The sequence below is a fragment of the Erwinia aeris genome (assembly GCF_041224955.1).
GTDB lineage: Bacteria > Pseudomonadota > Gammaproteobacteria > Enterobacterales > Enterobacteriaceae > Erwinia > Erwinia aeris.
The window spans coordinates 210,354-227,777 of sequence record NZ_JBGFFX010000002.1; the positions used below are offsets into that span (position 1 = coordinate 210,354).

The 17,424-nt window shown below is 56.6% G+C and carries 16 protein-coding genes; 12 read left to right on the forward strand and 4 right to left on the reverse strand.

Annotated features, from left to right (window positions below; genetic code table 11):
* The first annotated feature begins 99 nt into the window (after window positions 1-99).
* From trxB to infA, 5 genes are all read left to right on the forward strand, one after another.
* Window positions 100-1,065, forward strand: coding sequence for a thioredoxin-disulfide reductase (gene trxB, locus AB6T85_RS04625; protein WP_125288736.1), 966 nt, complete (start codon window positions 100-102; stop codon window positions 1,063-1,065).
* A 148-nt stretch (window positions 1,066-1,213) separates the two neighbouring features.
* A complete protein-coding gene (cydD, locus tag AB6T85_RS04630) occupies window positions 1,214-2,971 on the forward strand; it encodes a heme ABC transporter permease/ATP-binding protein CydD (RefSeq protein WP_369894907.1) in 1,758 nt (585 codons plus the stop codon).
* Window positions 2,968-4,677: a heme ABC transporter ATP-binding protein/permease CydC gene (gene cydC, locus AB6T85_RS04635; RefSeq protein WP_369894910.1), complete on the forward strand. Its 1,710-nt coding sequence runs from the start codon at window positions 2,968-2,970 to the stop codon at window positions 4,675-4,677. Before cydD ends, cydC begins: the two co-directional genes overlap by 4 nt.
* A 33-nt stretch (window positions 4,678-4,710) precedes the next feature.
* Window positions 4,711-5,403 carry a leucyl/phenylalanyl-tRNA--protein transferase gene (gene aat, locus AB6T85_RS04640; RefSeq protein WP_253454730.1) on the forward strand — a complete coding sequence of 231 codons (693 nt, stop codon included), beginning with the start codon at window positions 4,711-4,713 and terminating at the stop codon, window positions 5,401-5,403.
* A gap of 257 nt (window positions 5,404-5,660) precedes the next feature.
* A complete protein-coding gene (gene infA, locus AB6T85_RS04645; protein WP_125288739.1) occupies window positions 5,661-5,879 on the forward strand; it encodes a translation initiation factor IF-1 in 219 nt (72 codons plus the stop codon).
* An 86-nt stretch (window positions 5,880-5,965) separates the two neighbouring features.
* Here the strand turns inward: infA and clpA are convergent, their stop codons facing one another.
* Both clpA and clpS read right to left on the reverse strand, forming a co-directional pair.
* Window positions 5,966-8,242 (reverse strand): ATP-dependent Clp protease ATP-binding subunit ClpA, encoded by a 2,277-nt coding sequence (clpA, locus tag AB6T85_RS04650; protein WP_125288740.1) that lies wholly within the window; start codon window positions 8,240-8,242, stop codon window positions 5,966-5,968.
* 28 nt (window positions 8,243-8,270) lie between these two features.
* A complete protein-coding gene (clpS, locus tag AB6T85_RS04655; RefSeq protein ID WP_125288741.1) occupies window positions 8,271-8,591 on the reverse strand; it encodes an ATP-dependent Clp protease adapter ClpS in 321 nt (106 codons plus the stop codon).
* Between the two features lie 317 nt (window positions 8,592-8,908).
* Here clpS and cspD point away from each other — a divergent pair, with 317 nt between their 5' ends.
* The 4 genes from cspD (at window position 8,909) to ltaE (ending at window position 13,980) form a co-directional block, all read left to right on the forward strand.
* Window positions 8,909-9,142 carry a cold shock-like protein CspD gene (gene cspD / locus AB6T85_RS04660; protein WP_125288742.1) on the forward strand — a complete coding sequence of 78 codons (234 nt, stop codon included), beginning with the start codon at window positions 8,909-8,911 and terminating at the stop codon, window positions 9,140-9,142.
* A 279-nt stretch (window positions 9,143-9,421) separates the two neighbouring features.
* A complete protein-coding gene (gene hcp / locus AB6T85_RS04665) occupies window positions 9,422-11,059 on the forward strand; it encodes a hydroxylamine reductase (protein WP_369894911.1) in 1,638 nt (545 codons plus the stop codon).
* Window positions 11,060-11,188: 129 nt separating this feature from the next.
* Window positions 11,189-12,910 carry a ubiquinone-dependent pyruvate dehydrogenase gene (gene poxB, locus AB6T85_RS04670; protein ID WP_369894912.1) on the forward strand — a complete coding sequence of 574 codons (1,722 nt, stop codon included), beginning with the start codon at window positions 11,189-11,191 and terminating at the stop codon, window positions 12,908-12,910.
* A gap of 59 nt (window positions 12,911-12,969) precedes the next feature.
* On the forward strand, window positions 12,970-13,980 hold the full coding sequence (gene ltaE, locus AB6T85_RS04675; protein WP_253454736.1) for a low-specificity L-threonine aldolase: 1,011 nt from the start codon (window positions 12,970-12,972) through the stop codon (window positions 13,978-13,980).
* Here the strand turns inward: ltaE and AB6T85_RS04680 are convergent.
* Window positions 13,977-14,795: an N-acetylmuramoyl-L-alanine amidase gene (locus AB6T85_RS04680; protein WP_301251233.1), complete on the reverse strand. Its 819-nt coding sequence runs from the start codon at window positions 14,793-14,795 to the stop codon at window positions 13,977-13,979. The two genes, ltaE and AB6T85_RS04680, sit on opposite strands and share 4 nt — an antisense overlap.
* Window positions 14,795-15,118: a heavy metal-binding domain-containing protein gene (locus AB6T85_RS04685; protein WP_125288747.1), complete on the reverse strand. Its 324-nt coding sequence runs from the start codon at window positions 15,116-15,118 to the stop codon at window positions 14,795-14,797. Before AB6T85_RS04685 ends, AB6T85_RS04680 begins: the two co-directional genes overlap by 1 nt.
* Window positions 15,119-15,222: 104 nt before the next feature.
* Between AB6T85_RS04685 and AB6T85_RS04690 the strand changes: the two genes are divergently transcribed.
* The 3 genes from AB6T85_RS04690 (at window position 15,223) to artJ (ending at window position 17,421) form a co-directional block, all read left to right on the forward strand.
* Window positions 15,223-15,759 carry a lipoprotein gene (locus tag AB6T85_RS04690; protein WP_253454739.1) on the forward strand — a complete coding sequence of 179 codons (537 nt, stop codon included), beginning with the start codon at window positions 15,223-15,225 and terminating at the stop codon, window positions 15,757-15,759.
* Window positions 15,760-15,946: 187 nt separating this feature from the next.
* Window positions 15,947-16,675 carry an arginine ABC transporter ATP-binding protein ArtP gene (artP, locus tag AB6T85_RS04695; protein ID WP_253454740.1) on the forward strand — a complete coding sequence of 243 codons (729 nt, stop codon included), beginning with the start codon at window positions 15,947-15,949 and terminating at the stop codon, window positions 16,673-16,675.
* Window positions 16,676-16,689: 14 nt separating this feature from the next.
* Window positions 16,690-17,421 (forward strand): arginine ABC transporter substrate-binding protein, encoded by a 732-nt coding sequence (gene artJ, locus AB6T85_RS04700; protein WP_125288750.1) that lies wholly within the window; start codon window positions 16,690-16,692, stop codon window positions 17,419-17,421.
* The last annotated feature ends 3 nt before the right edge of the window (window positions 17,422-17,424 follow it).

The window sequence follows — 17,424 nt, forward strand, 5'->3', positions numbered from 1 at the left end:
CTTTTGCAACCATCGCTAACAAAATCGCAGAACGCTTTTGTTGCCGACCTAAATTCCCTACAATCGCAACATAGTTGGCAGCTAAATAATGAGGGTCTCATGAGCACGGCCAGACACAGTAAATTACTTATCTTAGGTTCCGGCCCCGCTGGATACACGGCGGCTGTTTACGCAGCGCGCGCTAATCTCAACCCCGTGCTGATCACCGGGCTTGAAAAAGGCGGCCAGCTGACCACCACCACGGATGTGGAAAACTGGCCCGGCGACCCGCACGATCTGACCGGTCCGGGTCTGATGGAACGCATGCATGAACATGCGGTAAAATTTAATACTGAAATTATCTTCGATCATATTCACAGCGTTGATTTACAGCATCGCCCTTTCCGTTTGATCGGCGACAGCGGTGAATACACGGCAGATGCGTTGATTATTGCTACCGGCGCCTCCGCTCGCTACCTTGGCCTGCCTTCTGAAGAAGCGTTTAAAGGCCGCGGCGTTTCAGCCTGCGCAACCTGTGACGGCTTTTTCTACCGTAATCAGAAGGTAGCCGTGATCGGCGGCGGCAATACGGCCGTAGAAGAAGCGCTGTATCTGGCGAATATTGCGTCGGAAGTGCATCTGATCCACCGTCGCGACAGCTTCCGCGCGGAGAAAATCCTTATCGATCGCCTGATGGAAAAAGTGCGTAACGGTAATATCGTGCTGCATACCAACCAGACGCTGGACGAGGTCATGGGCGATCAGATGGGCGTCAGCTCGCTGCGCCTGCGCTCCACGCTGGACGAGTCGCAGCAGGAACTGAGCGTTGCCGGTCTGTTTGTCGCTATCGGCCACAGCCCGAATACGGCAATTTTTAAAGATCAGCTGGATCTGGAAAACGGCTACATCAAAGTGCAGTCAGGCCTGCACGGTAATGCAACGCAAACCAGCATTCCGGGCGTGTTCGCCGCAGGTGACGTTATGGATCATACCTATCGTCAGGCGATTACCTCTGCCGGCACCGGCTGTATGGCCGCGCTGGATGCGGAACGCTATCTGGATGGTTTAGTTAAAGAATCTCAGTAATCGTTACTGCTTTGATGCGATCTCGGTAAAGGCGACCTGTTAAGGTCGCCTTTTTATTTTCTGCGCTGTACCATTGCTCGCGATTACCCTTACTAAGGGCATGGCATTGCAATTTTACCTGCCCCAACGCGCGGCATATTGGTACAGCATGGATAAATTCCGACAGCAACAGCTCCTTTCCTGGCTAAAAAAACAGCGTATCTACGGCAATTTCTGGTTCAGACTATCGCTGCTAATCGGCCTGGTCGGCGCGCTGCTTATTGTTTACCAGGCCTGGCTATTGGCCACGCTGCTGCAAGGGCTGATCGTTGATCATCTTTCTCGCGATGCGCTTCTTCCGCAATTTATTCTGCTGCTTTCCTGTTTTGTGCTGCGCGGCGTATTGCTGTGGCTGCGTGAGCTGGCCGGGTTCGCTTCGGGCCGGGCCATCCGGGAGAAACTGCGCCGCGATATTCTGGACAAGCTGACTAAGGCTGGCCCCGCCGTTATCCAGGGTCAGGCTGTCGGAAGCTGGACCACGCTTTTGCTGGAGCAAATTGATAACCTTCAGGATTACTACGCGCGTTATTTGCCGCAAACGCTGCTGGCCGCGCTCATCCCCTGCCTGATCCTTGCTGTTCTGTTTCCCGTAAACTGGGTGGCAGCGCTGATCCTGCTGCTGACGGCTCCGCTTATTCCGCTGTTTATGGCGCTGGCCGGTATGGGCGCGGCCGACGCTAACCGGCGTAATTTTCAGGCCCTTGCACGGCTCGGCGGCTATTTTCTCGACCGCCTTCAGGGCATGGAAACGCTGCGGCTGTTTAATCAGGCCGACGCGGAAACCGATCGTATTCGCACCGCTTCGGCCAGCTTTCGTCAACGAACCATGGAAGTACTGCGGCTGGCCTTTCTCTCCTCGGCCGTACTGGAGTTTTTTGCTGCCGTTTCTGTAGCAGTGGTGGCGGTCTATTTTGGTTTTTCCTACCTCGGCGAGCTGAACTTCGGCCATTACGGCACCGGCATCACGCTTTTTGCCGGCTTTCTGTCGCTTATCCTTGCGCCGGAATTTTTTCAACCGCTCAGAGAGCTGGGCACGTTTTATCATGCCAAAGCGCAGGCTACAGGCGCCGCTGACGCGCTGGAGAAATTCCTGACAGCGGAACGGCTTCAGGCATCATCCGGCACGCTGACGCCCAACGTTGAGCAAGGTATGACGCTTACCGCCGCTGATTTGCGGATTATGACGCACGAGGGGATAGAGCTTGTCGGGCCGCTCAATTTTACCCTTAGCGCAGGGAAAAGAGTGGCGCTGATTGGGCGAAGCGGCGCGGGCAAAACCTCTTTGCTGAACGTCCTGGCCGGGTATTTGCCCTATCAGGGATCGTTGAAAATAAACGATACGGAGCTGCGTGATATTCTGCCGTCCTGGTGGCAACAGCAGCTTGCCTGGGTGGGACAGAACCCGCATTTACCTGCGCAGACCGTACGCGAAAATATTGTTGCGCATGGCGAGGGCGATCCGCTCAGGTTACAGCAGGTTTGCGAGCTGGCGGGCGTGGACGAGTTTCTGGCGCGCCTGCCTGAAGGCCTGGAAAGCGCGGTCGGCGAACAGGCGGCGGCCCTCTCCGTAGGGCAGGCGCAGCGCATCGCTGTGGCGAGAGCGCTTTACAAGCCTTGTCGACTGCTGCTGCTGGACGAGCCTGATGCCAGCCTTGACGGCCCGGCTGGCGAGCACGTAAACCGGGCGCTGCTGGCCGCCTCTTTCAATCAGACCACGTTGTTTATTACCCATCGGCTCGATCGCTTAGCGGAGTGGGATGAAGTCTGGCTGCTCCAGGCGGGAGAAATCGTCCAGCAGGGCAGTAAAGCGCAGCTGCTGCAACGGCCCGGCCCCTTTAAAGCGCTGGTTGAGGAGGCGCAGGCATGAAGCTAATCCGACCCTGGCTTGCGCTTTTGCGCCCGCACGCTCCGCGCCTGATGCTGGGCATTTTGCTGGCGGTCGTGACGCTGCTGGCGAGCATCGCGTTGCTGACGCTTTCCGGTTGGTTTCTTGCGGCCTGCTCGCTGGCGGGCGCCGCCGGGCTTTACAGTTTTAACTATATGCTTCCTGCGGCTGGCGTAAGAGGTGCCGCAATTTTACGCACCGTCGCTCGCTATGCGGAAAGGCTGGTCAGCCATGACGGTACTTTTCGTATTCTGGAAGATTTACGCGTGTTCACTTTTAATAAATTGATCCCGCTTTCGCCCGGCGCGCTGGCTCGTTTCCAGCGGGGCGACCTTCTGAATCGGCTGGTAGCCGATGTGGATACGCTCGATCACCTTTATCTGCGCCTGCTCTCTCCCCTACTCGGCGCGCTTGTCGCGATTGTGACGGTAACGCTTCTGCTCGGCTCGCTGAACTGGCCGCTGGCGCTGATGTTGGGCGGTATCATGCTGGCGACGCTGCTGCTGCTGCCGCCAATCTTTTACCGCCTGGGACGGAAAGAAGGCGAAGCGCTGGCGCACCTGCGCGCCCTGTATCGTAGCCAGCTGACGGGATGGCTGCAAAGCCAGGCGGAGATGCGAATTTATGGCGGCGTGCAGCGCTTTCGCGCCCGGCTTGATAACACGGAAGCGCGTTGGCTGGGCGCTCAGCGCTTCCGCGCCCGTCTTACCGGCTTATCGCAGGGATTGCTGACGATTATTACCGGCGCGACGGCCGTTTTACTGCTCTGGTCAGCCTCAGCGCTGTTTCATGACGCCACGCTCGCTCTGTTCCTGTTTTGCGCGCTGGCGGCCTTCGAAGCCCTGGCTCCGGTTGGCGGTGCCTTTCTGCATCTGGGCGAAGTCTTCGCCTCTGCCCGTCGCGTTAATGAAGTGATTCTGCAAAATCCGGCCGTGAACTTTCCGGCTGAGCAGGGCAAAAGCCCTGCCGGTATCCGACTAAAGCTGCATGATGTCAGCTTCAGCTATAACGAAGGTTTTCCCGTGCTGCGCTCGATCTCCCTGGACATTGCGCAAGGTGAACACGTTGCGCTGCTGGGCAGCAGCGGCTGCGGTAAATCCACGCTGCTTCAGCTGCTCACCCGCGCATGGGATCCGACAAACGGCGAAATCCGGTTAAACGATCGTCCGCTGGCCGCGTGGGATGAAGCCACATTACGCAGGGCTACCGGCGTTGTGACGCAGCGCGTGCATCTGTTTAACGCCACGTTACGCGATAATTTATTGCTGGCCGCGCCGCATCGCCATGACGACGAGCTGCTCGCCATGCTGCGAAAAGTCGGGCTGACAACGCTGATTAACGCTGAAGGCCTCGATGCCTGGCTGGGCGAAGGCGGCCGTCAGCTGTCGGGTGGCGAGCGGCGTCGGCTGGGGCTGGCCCGCGCGCTGTTGCACGACGGCCCTTTACTGCTGCTCGACGAGCCGACGGAAGGGCTGGACACCCACACCGAACGGCAGATCCTTACCCTGCTGCGGGAAGCCGCCCGCGGCAAAACGATGATCGTGGTCACGCATCGTCCGCAGGGGCTACGCCATTTCGACAAAATTTGCCTTATGGAAAGCGGCACCGTGGTCGAACAGGGAACGCACGTCGAATTAATCTCAAAACGCAGCCGTTACAGCGCTTTCCTGCAGCGGATTACGGTATAGTCATAGCCTTCTCGCATTACTGAGACAGTGACTATGCGCCTGATGCAGCTCTCAAGAGAATCACTTAATTTTCCACCGCCGGAGATGGCGCTGCGTGAACCGAACGGCCTGCTGGCAATGGGCGGCGATTTAAGTCTGCCCCGCCTGCTCAGCGCCTATCAGCGCGGGATTTTTCCCTGGTTTTCGCCAGGCGATCCTATCTTATGGTGGTCGCCGGATCCGCGCGCGGTACTGTGGCCGGAAAAGTTTCACCTTAGCCGCAGCATGAAGCGTTTTCATCAGCGATCGCCCTATCGCGTGACGCTGAATCAAAGCTTTAGCGAAGTAGTGGAAGGCTGCGCCAGCGATCGTCAGGAAGGCACCTGGATCACGCCCGCCGTGAAGCACGCCTGGCAGCAGCTGTTTGATGCTGGCGAAGCGCAATCCATCGAGGTCTGGCACGACAAAGAACTGGTTGGCGGTATGTACGGCCTGGCGCTGGGACAGATTTTTTGCGGCGAATCGATGTTCAGCCGCTGTGAAAATGCCTCAAAAACGGCGCTGCTGGTTTTCAGCCGCTATTTTCTACAGCAGGGCGGCAGGCTGATCGATTGCCAGGTGCTGAATCCCCATACCGCTTCGCTTGGCGCCGAAGAGATGTCCCGCGCTGACTATCTTAAACAGCTTGATTTGCTGGCCAAACAGCCGCTTCCGCCCGAATGCTGGCGTCAGCAGACCCTTTTTTAAGACCGTACGGTGATGTTTTCCACGCAGACCAGGATAATAATGGTATAATATGAGAGCTTGGTATGCGTGTATAAGCCTTTTTGAAGACCGCACTTTCCCCCCGGTTTTGTACCAACTCTTGATTACGCGTTTCCGTGCGCTGCTTATGCCGCAGGGAGGCCGACGCTGGTGGAATCATCAGCTATTCTTTACATAACGTTCTTAAATCGGCATTATTTGCTGATTCGAGACAAAGGTTATAACACCCAGAGGATTTGATGGCCAAAGAAGATAATATTGAAATGCAGGGTAAGATAGTGGATTCATTACCTAACACTATGTACCGTGTTGAACTGGAAAATGGACACGTCATTACTGCGCATATCTCCGGTAAGATACGCAAAAACTATATCCGTATCTCAACGGGCGACCAGGTTACCGTAGAACTGACCCCATACGATCTGAACAAAGGTCGTATCACCTTCCGTATCCGCTAACCTACTTTACTGCAGATGCTGGCGCCTGATGCGCCGCACGGGTAAAAAAAAGGCCGAAGAATCTTCGGCCTTTAGTTTTTTTACGCCTAATGTACAGAGCCTTCCGTTTTGCGCTTTTCGGCGCTCACGAACTGGTAAGTCAGCTGGTTCTGCTCTTTGTCGAGCGCCACCGAAACCGACCCGCCGTCCACCAGGGAGCCAAACAGCAGCTCGTTCGCCAACGGTTTTTTCAGGTTTTCCTGCACCGTACGCGCCATTGGACGCGCGCCCATCGCTTTATCGTAGCCTTTTTCTGCCAGCCAGTTGCGCGCTTCGTCGCTGACTTCCAGCGAGACGCCTTTCGCATCCAGCTGCGCCTGCAGCTCAACGATAAACTTATCCACTACCTGATGGATAACCTCGCTGTCGAGGTGTTTGAACCAGATAATGTTATCCAGGCGGTTACGAAACTCTGGCGTAAAGATCTTTTTGATCTCTTCCATCGCATCGGTGCTGTTGTCCTGATGGATCAGACCAATAGATTTACGTTCGGTTTCACGTACGCCAGCGTTCGTGGTCATCACCAGCACCACGTTGCGGAAATCGGCTTTACGCCCGTTGTTATCGGTCAGCATCCCGTTATCCATCACCTGCAGCAGCAGGTTGAAGACGTCCGGATGCGCTTTCTCGATCTCATCAAGCAGCACCACGGCGTGCGGATGCTTGATCACCGCGTCCGTCAGCAGCCCGCCCTGATCGAAACCGACATAGCCCGGAGGCGCGCCGATCAGACGGCTGACGGTATGGCGTTCCATATATTCCGACATATCGAAACGCAGCAGCTCAATGCCCAGCGCTTTCGCCAGCTGTACGGTGACCTCTGTTTTACCCACGCCCGTAGGGCCGGCAAACAGGAAGGAACCAACAGGCTTGCGATCCTGCCCCAGACCGGCGCGGCTCATCTTGATCGCTTCGGTTAAGGCTTCGATAGCGTTGTCCTGACCAAACACCAGCATTTTCAGCCGGTCGCCGAGGGTTTTCAAAGTGTCGCGATCCGTGGCGGAAACGCTCTTCTCAGGAATACGCGCGATACGGGCAACCACGGATTCAATATCCGCCACGTTAACCGTTTTCTTGCGCTTGCTGACCGGCAGCAAACGTGCGCGCGCGCCCGCTTCGTCAATCACGTCAATCGCTTTATCCGGCAGATGACGGTCGTTGATATATTTCACCGCCAGCTCAACCGCTGCACGTACTGCTTTTGCGGTATAGCGGACGTCATGGTGCGCTTCATACTTCGGCTTGAGGCCGTTCAGGATCTGCACCGTTTCATCTACCGTAGGCTCGGTAATATCGATTTTCTGGAAACGACGCGCCAGCGCGCGATCTTTCTCAAAGATATTGCTGAATTCCTGATAGGTGGTGGAACCCATCACGCGAATTTTGCCGCTGGAAAGCAGCGGTTTGATCAGGTTGGCGGCATCTACCTGCCCGCCGGAAGCGGCACCGGCGCCGATGATAGTATGGATCTCATCGATAAACAGAATGCTGCTGTTATCCTGCTCAAGCTGTTTCAGCAGCGCCTTAAAGCGCTTCTCGAAATCGCCGCGGTATTTAGTACCGGCAAGCAGCGACCCGATATCCAGCGAGTAGATGGTGGCGTCTTTCATCACTTCAGGCACGTCGCCCTGCACGATACGCCACGCAAGCCCTTCGGCGATCGCGGTTTTACCCACGCCCGATTCGCCCACCAGCAGCGGATTGTTTTTCCGGCGGCGGCAGAGAACCTGAACGGTACGCTCCAGCTCTTTATCCCGCCCGATCAGCGGATCGATACCGCCTACGCGAGCAAGCTGGTTAAGATTGGTGGTGAAGTTTTCCATACGTTCCTCCCCGCCTGCTTGCTCTTCGTTAACAGGGTTTTCTGCGCCCGAAGCGGGCCCCTGCTCATCTTTGCGCGTGCCGTGAGAAATAAAATTAACCACGTCAAGGCGGCTGACTTCATGCTTGCGCAGCAGATAGGCAGCCTGGGATTCCTGTTCGCTGAAGATAGCGACCAGCACGTTAGCGCCCGCTACTTCACTGCGGCCGGATGACTGCACATGGAAAACGGCGCGCTGTAGAACGCGCTGAAAGCTGAGCGTAGGCTGTGTGTCGCGCTCTTCTTCGCTGACCGGCAACACCGGGGTTGTTTGTTCAATGAAGGCTTCGAGCTCCTGCCGCAGAGCCACAATATCCACCGTGCAGGCTTCAAGGGCCTCTCTTGCTGATGGGTTACTGAGCAACGCCAACAGCAGATGCTCGACGGTCATAAACTCATGTCGGTGCTCGCGCGCTCTGGCGAAAGCCATATTTAAACTGAGTTCCAGTTCTTGATTGAGCATAGGCACCTCCCCCATTAGATCGCCTTATTCAGGCTTTTTCCAGCGTACACAGCAACGGATGTCCGTTCTCCCTCGCATATTTATTGATATGCGCGACCTTGGTCTCCGCCACTTCGGCGGTAAAGACACCGCAGATTGCCTTTCCCTGGTAGTGAACCGTCAGCATCAGTTGCGTTGCACGTTCAACATCATAAGAAAAGAACTTTTGCAGTACGTCAATAACAAATTCCATAGGTGTATAATCGTCATTATTCAGAATAACTTTATACATCGAAGGAGGCTTGAGACCTTCGCGGAGTTTGTCTTCTGCAAGATGTTCAAAATTAAGCCAATCGTTAGTGTTTCCCATACGTACCCAATATGAAAACGTTGCCTGCCTGCATCAGACTAACACCCTTAAGCGTAAGTTTAGCACGCCCGAAATGCTGTCCGAAGCCGGTGAATTTTTGCACCAACCTGCAACTACGCGACCTTCATCACAAAAATAGCAATAGCGTTAACTGCTTCAAATTTTGATGAATTCATCCCGGCATCTCCTCTTCATTCGCTTGACGCCTGGTACGATTTCTCTACAGTACAGGCGTATGCTGGATGCGTTTTAACCAGCCTGGAGGCCAATGCCTCACTACCTCACCCATTTGAATGTCTTGCGAGGGATCCAAAAGCATGGAGACGGGTACTGTTAAATGGTTCAACAATGCCAAAGGCTTCGGCTTTATCTGTCCGGTCGGTGGCGGCGAAGATATCTTTGCTCATTATTCCACTATCCAGATGGATGGCTACCGAACGCTGAAAGCCGGGCAGCAGGTTCAGTTTGATGTGCACCAGGGGCCAAAAGGCAATCACGCCAGCCTGATTGTCCCCGTTAATGCCGAAGCGGCAGTTGCTGTCAGCGCCTGACCGCTTAGTGATATTCTGACCAACCTTGCAATAAAATGCCAGCCAGCGTCGCTGGCATTTTTATGGGCAACTTTTACCAACCTTAGTAAAGTGGCGCCGTCCTGTCATTTTTCAAGCCCCCTTTTTGCACGAAATTAATTTTCATCCTCGCTTCTTGCCCTCCGCCGCGTTTCAGCGCAGTAAATTTGCGTTAAATCAACCTGGCTGCGTTTTTTCAGGACAGATTATGTCCTGAAGGATTAATGTTGCATTTTAAATGCAACTTTAAAGGATAAGGCTATGTTTTGCGTGCAATGTGAACAAACTCAACGCCGTCTTACGGGTAACGGCTGTACCGGCGTGCGCGGCGCCTGTGGGAAACTGGCACAAACGTCAGATTTGCAGGATCTGCTGATTGCCACGCTTCAGGGGCTTTCCGCCTGGGCGCTGGTGGCGCGACAGCAGGGTATTATTCTGCATGATATCGACAGTTTCATACCAAAGGCGCTGTTTGCCACGCTAACTAACGTCAATTTTGATTCCTCACGCATCGTAGCGCTTGCCCGTCAGGCCACCAGCTACCGGGAACAGCTAAAAGCGTGCTGCAAGCTTCCTTGCAGCGCAGAAAATTATCCTGCGGCGGCAATAGTCCTGGAAAGCGATGACCCTGGGCAGCTACAGCAACAGGCGCTGGCGTGGCGCCCCAATCGCGGCCATGCGCATGAGGATATTATCGGTCTGCGCCTGCTGTGCCTGTATGGCCTGAAAGGCGCGGCGGCCTATATGGAACATGCCCATGTTCACGGCTACTTCGATAACACCATTTACCAACAGTTTCATCAGATCATGGTCTGGCTGGGTGCGCAGCCGGACAGCGCCAGCGATCTGCTGGCGGCGGCGATGGATATCGGCAAAATGAATTTCGCCATCATGGCGATGCTGGATAAGGCGCAGACCACCACTTACGGTTCGCCGCAGCCCGTGGCGGTTAATACCCGGCCGGTGGCGGGAAAAGCGATCCTGATTTCCGGGCACGATCTGCGGGATCTGCAACTGTTGCTGGAACAAACCGCAGGCAGCGGTATCAACATTTACACGCATGGCGAAATGCTGCCGGCACATGGCTATCCGCAACTGAAGCGCTATGCGCATCTGGTCGGCAACTATGGCAGCGGCTGGCAGAACCAGCAAAAAGAGTTCGCCGCCTTTCCCGGCCCGATCGTTATGACCTCCAACTGCATTATCGATCCTTTCAGAGGCGATTATCAGCAGCGTATCTGGACCCGCAGCATTGTCGGCTGGCCCGGCGTGAATCACCTGCACGACGACGACTTTTCTGCCGTTATCGCGCAGGCGCAGCAGATGCCGGGCTTCTCCACCAGCGAGATCCCCCGCACCATTACTACGGGCTTTGGCCGCCAGACGCTGCTTGACGCCGCCGACAGCGTGATTGAGCTGGTGAAACAGCATCAGCTGAGGCATATCTTTCTGGTAGGCGGCTGCGACGGCAATCGCGTGCAGCGCAGCTACTTTACCGATTTGGCCACCGCCATTCCCGATGACTGTCTGATCCTGACGCTGGGCTGCGGTAAATATCGCTTTAACAAACTGGCTTTCGGCACGCTGGGCGGCCTGCCTCGTCTGCTGGATGTGGGCCAGTGCAACGACAGCTATGCGGCTATCGTGCTGGCGGTCAGGCTGGCGGAAAAATTAAACTGCGACATTAACGATCTGCCTTTATCGCTGGTGCTCTCCTGGTTTGAGCAGAAAGCGATTGTCGTGCTGCTGACACTCTTGTCCCTTGGGGTAAAAAACATTTACACCGGCCCGACGGCGCCGGGTTTTCTCACGGATAATCTTCAGGCGCTGCTGAAAAAAGAGTTTGGTCTGCGGCCGACATCTTCCGTACCCGCAGATCTGGCAACGGCGCTGCATTGATGCCTTGCCGCATTATTTTCGCCTGCGGCGCGCGCCGTATAATGCCCTACCCTTTGCTCAGCCTCGACTATGCTTTTTGCTGAAGATCTCTCCCTTCGGGACACTGATTAAAGCTTTAAAGGAGCAGAAATGAAGCAAACGCTAGCCGCACTGGTGGCGAAAACACTTGAAAACGCCGGCGTAAAACGCATTTGGGGCGTAACCGGGGACTCGCTTAACGGGCTGAGCGACAGCCTGAACCGCATGGGCACCATCGAATGGATGCCGACTCGTCATGAGGAAGTCGCCGCTTTCGCTGCCGGGGCCGAAGCGCAAATCAGCGGTCAGCTTGCCGTCTGCGCCGGTTCGTGCGGGCCGGGCAACCTGCATCTGATCAACGGCCTGTACGACTGCCACCGCAACAACGTGCCGGTGCTGGCGATTGCCGCGCATATTCCCTCCAGCGAGATCGGCAGCGGCTATTTCCAGGAAACGCATCCGCAGGAGCTGTTTAAAGAGTGCAGCCACTACTGCGAGCTGGTTTCCAATCCCGAGCAGCTGCAACAGGTGCTGGGCATCGCGATGCGTAAAGCTATTATCAATCGGGGCGTGTCGGTCGTGGTTATTCCTGGCGACGTGGCGCTACAGCCCGCGCCGGAAAACGCTCGCGCCGAATGGTATCCGCCGCAGTTCCCTATCGTGCAGCCGCCCGCCAGCGAACTGGACAAGCTGGCGCAGCTGCTTAATGAAGCAAAAAATATCACGCTGATGTGCGGCTACGGCTGTGCGGGCGCGCATACGGAAGTGGTGCAGCTGGCGGAAACGCTGAAAGCGCCCATCGTTCACGCGCTGCGCGGCAAAGAATATATTGAGTACGACAACCCTTACGATGTCGGTATGACCGGCCTGATTGGCTTTTCATCCGGCTATCACGCCATGATGAATGCCGATACGGTGATCCTGCTGGGAACGCGTTTCCCTTACCGCGCTTTTTATCCTGAAAAAGCGAAAATTATCCAGATTGATATCGATCCGGGCAGTATCGGGTCGCATTGCCATGTGGATATGGCGCTGGTCGGCGACGTTCGGGCCGCCCTTTGCGCGCTGCTGCCGCGCCTCGAAGTAAAAGAGGATCGCGCGTTTCTGGATAAGGCACTGAAGCATTACCAGGAAGCCAGAAAGAGTCTGGACGAGCTGGCGACCGCCAATGACAAACAGGCGATCCACCCGCAGTACCTGGCGCAGCAGCTTAGCGAGCTGGCCAGCGAAGACGCGATTTTTACCTGTGACGTCGGCACGCCTACCGTCTGGGCCGCACGCTATCTGAAAATGAACGGCAAACGTCGTCTGCTGGGATCGTTCAACCACGGTTCCATGGCCAACGCCATGCCGCAGGCGCTGGGCGCGCAGGCTATTGACAGGCAGCGCCAGGTGATAGCGATGTGCGGCGACGGCGGCTTCTCTATGCTGATGGGCGATTTCCTGTCGGTAGCACAGCTTAAGCTGCCGGTGAAGCTGGTGGTGTTTAATAACAGCGTGCTGGGCTTTGTGGCGATGGAAATGCAGTCCGGCGGCTATCTGACCGACGGCACCGAACTGCAAAACCCGGCATTTGCCGATATCGCCAACGCCTGTGGCGTAAAGGGCATTCGCGTGGAGCGCGCTTCCGAGCTGACCGGCGCCATCGAAGAGATGCTGGCGCACGACGGCCCGGTGCTGCTGGATGTGGTCACCGCCAGCGAAGAGCTGGTGATGCCGCCGCAGATCAAGATGGAGCAGGCGAAAGGCTTTAGCCTCTATATGCTGCGCGCGCTGATCAATGGTCGCGGCGACGAAGTGGTCGAGCTGGCTAAAACCAACTGGCTGCGGTAAAACATTGGTCTGTCTCACGGACGCTGCGGCGTCCGTTTTGCCCTTTAAGGAGCGCAACGGTGATCGACTTACGCAGTGATACGGTAACCCGCCCTTCCGCCGCGATGTTGTCCGCAATGATGGCGGCGGAAACCGGCGACGATGTTTATGGCGACGACCCTACGGTTAACGCGCTGGAGGCCAAAGCGGCCGCACTCAGCGGGAAAGAGGCCGCGCTTTTTCTGCCGACCGGCACCCAGGCCAACCTGGTGGCGCTGCTCTGCCACTGCCAGCGCGGCGAAGAATATATCGTCGGCCAGCTGGCGCATAACTACAAATATGAAGCTGGCGGCGCGGCGGTGCTGGGCAGTATTCAGCCGCAGCCGATCCTTGCAGCAAAAGACGGTACGCTGCCGCTGGACGTGGTCGAACAGTTTATCAAGCCGGATGATTTTCATTTTGCAATGACCCGGCTGCTGAGCCTGGAAAACACCCATAACGGTAAAGTGCTGCCGCTGGCCTATTTGCAGGAAGCCTGGGCATTCACGCGCAGCCATAAGCTGGCGCTGCATGTGGACGGCGCGCGCATTTTCAATGCGGCCGTGGCGCTGGGCGTCACGCTGCGCGATCTTACGCAGTATTGCGATACGCTGACAATCTGTTTGTCGAAAGGTCTGGGTACGCCGGTCGGCTCGCTGCTGTGCGGCAGCAAAGACTATATCGAGCGCGCGAAGCGCTGGCGCAAAATGACCGGCGGCGCCATGCGGCAGTCGGGCATTCTGGCGGCGGCCGGGCTTTACGCGCTGGAGCACAACGTCACGCGGCTCCAGGACGATCACGATAACGCCGCCTGGCTGGCTGCGCAGCTAAAGGCCGCTGGCGTGCAGGTTTCCAGTCAGAACACCAATATGGTGTTTGTGCGTCTGCCGGCACATCAGGCTGAGCCGCTTAAAGCCTGGATGCGTGGCAAAGGCATCGTTCTGCATACCGGCGCGGTGACGCGTTTGGTCACGCATCTGGATGTCGATCGTCCGGCGCTGGAAAAAGTGGTCGCGGAATGGAAAGCGTTTCTGGCCAGCCAGCCGGACTAACCGCCATACTTTTCTAACAGCGCCTCGGCGATAGCCTCGCTTTCCGCGTCCGCCACGCCTGAATAGTCAGCGGGCCGGAAATGCATCTGAAAAGCGGCAATCACCCGCTGTTGCTGCGTGGCCGACATATCAGGCGTCGATTCATAGCCGTAGCGCGCCAGCAGCGACAGCAGATGCCCGCTGTCCGTCAGCTGGCCAGGCGCTCTTCCCGCCAGGTAATAGCTTACGCGAGCCTCGTCCGGCCACGCGCCAATGCCCTGTTGATAAAGCCAGCGCCACGGGAACAGCGGGCCGGGATCCTGCTTGCGCTGCGGCGCGATATCGCTGTGTCCGACGACATCCTGCGGGCGAATACCGTAGCGCCGGGTGATATCCCGCGCCAGCGGCATCAGCGCGGCCATCTGCTCGCGGGAAAAAGGATACCAGGCTCGCCCTTGCGGCGTGCGGCGATAGCCCGGATTTTCCAGTTCGATACCGAGCGAGGTATCATTGAGCCGCGTCGCGCCGCGCCAGAAACTGATGCCCGCGTGCCACGCCAGCTCGGATTCCGGCACAAGCCGCAGCACCACCGGTTGCTTTCCATGCTGGAAGGGTTTGGCCGGAATAAGATAGTGCACGCTGACTTCCCGGTCGGTCAGCGTAGCCAGCGAGCGGGGAAAATCCTCAGCGGTATAGTGAATAACCAGCACCTTAATACGCGGACGAGCCCCGTAAGCGGCGTGGCGCGTATCCACTACGTAGCCATTCTGTTTTTCCAGACCGGATGTACAGGCGCTCAGTACGATGGCCGCCGCCAGCGCCGTCAGCAGGCGCATCAACGGCGTGTTTTAACCGCGGTGCCGCTGACGCTGACCATCAGCATACTGCTGTCTTTGCCAACGGTTTCGTAATCGATATCAATCCCGACCACGGCGTCCGCGCCCATGGCCTTCGCCTGCTCTTCCAGTTCGGCAAAGGCTATCTGGCGCGCTTTGCGTAACTCTTTCTCATATGCGCCGGAACGGCCGCCGACGATATCGCGAATGCCGGCAAAGAAATCGCGGAAGATATTGGCGCCCAGTATCGCTTCGCCGGTCACGACGCCGCAGTATTCCGTTATGGGCTGGCCTTCCAGCGTTGGGGTAGTGGAAAATTGCATGATTTTCTCCTTAACTTCAATCCAGGGTTTTAGCTCTTATGGCCAGGCAGACCAGCTATACTTTATGCTAAAAAACGCCATCCAGAAACCATAAGGAAATCAAGATGAAGTTACAGCTTGCCGCTCTGGCTCCGCTGGCGCTGCTGCTCAGCGCCTGTACCACGGTACAACCCGTCTTTAAGGATAATGGCAGCCGCACCTCTCCCTGCGTCGAAGGCGGCCCGGATTCTGTTGCCCAGGCGTTTTACGATCTGCGCCTTGAGCAGCCTGCTCAGGGCCTGCCGAACGCCACCCAGCTGGCTAAATATCGTCCTTACCTCAGCGACAGGCTCTATCAGACGCTGCTGAAGGCCGATAGCGATCCGCAAAAAGAAGCGACCCTGCGCGGGGATATCTTCTCAAGCCAGGCGGCGGGCGCCACCTCGGCGAGCGTAGCGGATTCATCGTCAATCCCTAACCACGACGCGCGCAATATTCCGCTGCGGGTTAAGCTCAGCCGCGACGGTGACAAGCCGCAAAGCTGGCAGGATGAAGTGCTGATGATCCATGAGGGCACCTGCTGGGCGGTGGACGACGTGCGCTATCTTGGCCCCGCGCCGCATATTGAAGGCGGCTCCCTCAGCCAGCGCCTGCTGCGATAGTGTTTTCCGCGCACCGCCGACGAGCGGTGCGCCTCTTTCCCCTGCTGCATTTTCATCCAGCCTCCCTCATTTTGTGCTAGCCTTGTAGTTAACTTGCCTGCATAAGCGAATTTTTCGCCGCGCTGATTGCATAACTATGCCGTCAACGTTAAGATTCGCAGAACTAATCGCTATTCACTTTTTGCGCATGAGTATTCAACTAAACGCTGTAAACTGCTTTTATGGCGCCCATCAGGCGCTTTTTGATATTCAGCTAACCTGCCCGGAAGGCGAAACGCTGGTGCTGCTCGGCCCAAGCGGCGCCGGCAAGAGCTCGCTGCTGCGCGTGCTGAACCTGCTGGAAATGCCGCGCTCCGGCACGCTGGGGATCGCCGGTCACCATTTCGACTTCAGCAAAGCGCCGGGCGACGCGGCTATCCGCGAGCTGCGTCAAAACGTTGGCATGGTGTTCCAGCAGTACAATCTCTGGCCGCACCTGACGGTGATGCAGAACCTGATCGAAGCGCCCTGCCGCGTGCTGGGATTAAGCAAGGATCGGGCGCTGGCTCGTGCCGAAAAACTGCTGGAACGCCTGCGCCTGACCAAATTCGCCGACCGTTTTCCTCTGCACCTGTCCGGCGGACAGCAGCAGCGTGTTGCTATCGCCCGCGCATTAATGATGGAACCGGCCGTGCTGCTGTTTGATGAACCAACGGCGGCGCTGGATCCGGAAATCACGGCGCAGATCGTGGCGATTATTCAGGAACTCTCTGAAACCAATATCACCCAGGTGATCGTTACCCATGAGGTCGAAGTGGCGCGCAAAACGGCCAGCCGCGTCGTCTATATGGAGAATGGTTATATCGTGGAACAGGGTGACGCCAGCCGCTTTACACAGCCGCAAACCGAAGCGTTTGCCAATTATCTTTCGCACTGATGCAGGACATAATGATGAAAAAAATCGTACTTGCCGCGCTGTTAGCCGGTGTAAGCCTGAGCGCCAGCGCCGCGCAGACCATCCGTTTTGCTACTGAAGCCTCCTATCCTCCTTTTGAATTTGTCGATTCCGACAACAAAATTCAGGGTTTTGATGTCGATTTAGCGAACGCGCTGTGTAAAGAGATGGACGCGACCTGCACCTTTACCAATCAGGCCTTCGACAGCCTGATCCCAAGCCTGAAGTTCCGTCGCTTCGACGCGGTGATGGCCGGAATGGATATTACGCCCGAGCGTGAAAAACAGGTGCTGTTTACCAAAGCCTATTACGATAATTCCGCTTTATTTATCGCGCAGAAAGGCAAAGTTGCTGACGTAGCCGCGCTGAAAGGCAAACGCGTCGGCGTGCAGAACGGCACCACGCACCAGAAATACCTGACCGAGAAACTGACGGAGGTGAAAACCGTGCCTTACGACAGCTATCAGAACGCCATTCTGGATCTGAAAAACGGCCGTATTGATGCCGTATTCGGCGACACGGCGGTGGTTAACGAGTGGCTGAAGCAGAACGCCTCGCTGGCCGCGGTTGGCGAGAAAGTCACCGACAAAGACTACTTCGGCACCGGACTGGGTATCGCCCTGCGCCAGGGCAACACCCAGCTTCAGGGCAAATTCAACGCCGCGCTGGATAAAGTGAAAGCCGACGGCACCTATAAAACCATCTACAGCAAATGGTTCCAGCAATAACGG

What these genes read in the sequence shown, in the direction of transcription:
- trxB (WP_125288736.1), top strand. Translation starts at nt 100, where the DNA reads ATGAGCACGGCCAGACACAGTAAATTACTTATCTTAGGTTCCGGCCCC.
- cydD (WP_369894907.1), top strand. Translation starts at nt 1,214, where the DNA reads ATGGATAAATTCCGACAGCAACAGCTCCTTTCCTGGCTAAAAAAACAG.
- cydC (WP_369894910.1), top strand. Translation starts at nt 2,968, where the DNA reads ATGAAGCTAATCCGACCCTGGCTTGCGCTTTTGCGCCCGCACGCTCCG.
- aat (WP_253454730.1), top strand. Translation starts at nt 4,711, where the DNA reads ATGCGCCTGATGCAGCTCTCAAGAGAATCACTTAATTTTCCACCGCCG.
- infA (WP_125288739.1), top strand. Translation starts at nt 5,661, where the DNA reads ATGGCCAAAGAAGATAATATTGAAATGCAGGGTAAGATAGTGGATTCA.
- clpA (WP_125288740.1), bottom strand. Translation starts at nt 8,242, where the DNA reads ATGCTCAATCAAGAACTGGAACTCAGTTTAAATATGGCTTTCGCCAGA.
- clpS (WP_125288741.1), bottom strand. Translation starts at nt 8,591, where the DNA reads ATGGGAAACACTAACGATTGGCTTAATTTTGAACATCTTGCAGAAGAC.
- cspD (WP_125288742.1), top strand. Translation starts at nt 8,909, where the DNA reads ATGGAGACGGGTACTGTTAAATGGTTCAACAATGCCAAAGGCTTCGGC.
- hcp (WP_369894911.1), top strand. Translation starts at nt 9,422, where the DNA reads ATGTTTTGCGTGCAATGTGAACAAACTCAACGCCGTCTTACGGGTAAC.
- poxB (WP_369894912.1), top strand. Translation starts at nt 11,189, where the DNA reads ATGAAGCAAACGCTAGCCGCACTGGTGGCGAAAACACTTGAAAACGCC.
- AB6T85_RS04680 (WP_301251233.1), bottom strand. Translation starts at nt 14,795, where the DNA reads ATGCGCCTGCTGACGGCGCTGGCGGCGGCCATCGTACTGAGCGCCTGT.
- AB6T85_RS04685 (WP_125288747.1), bottom strand. Translation starts at nt 15,118, where the DNA reads ATGCAATTTTCCACTACCCCAACGCTGGAAGGCCAGCCCATAACGGAA.
- AB6T85_RS04690 (WP_253454739.1), top strand. Translation starts at nt 15,223, where the DNA reads ATGAAGTTACAGCTTGCCGCTCTGGCTCCGCTGGCGCTGCTGCTCAGC.
- artP (WP_253454740.1), top strand. Translation starts at nt 15,947, where the DNA reads ATGAGTATTCAACTAAACGCTGTAAACTGCTTTTATGGCGCCCATCAG.
- artJ (WP_125288750.1), top strand. Translation starts at nt 16,690, where the DNA reads ATGAAAAAAATCGTACTTGCCGCGCTGTTAGCCGGTGTAAGCCTGAGC.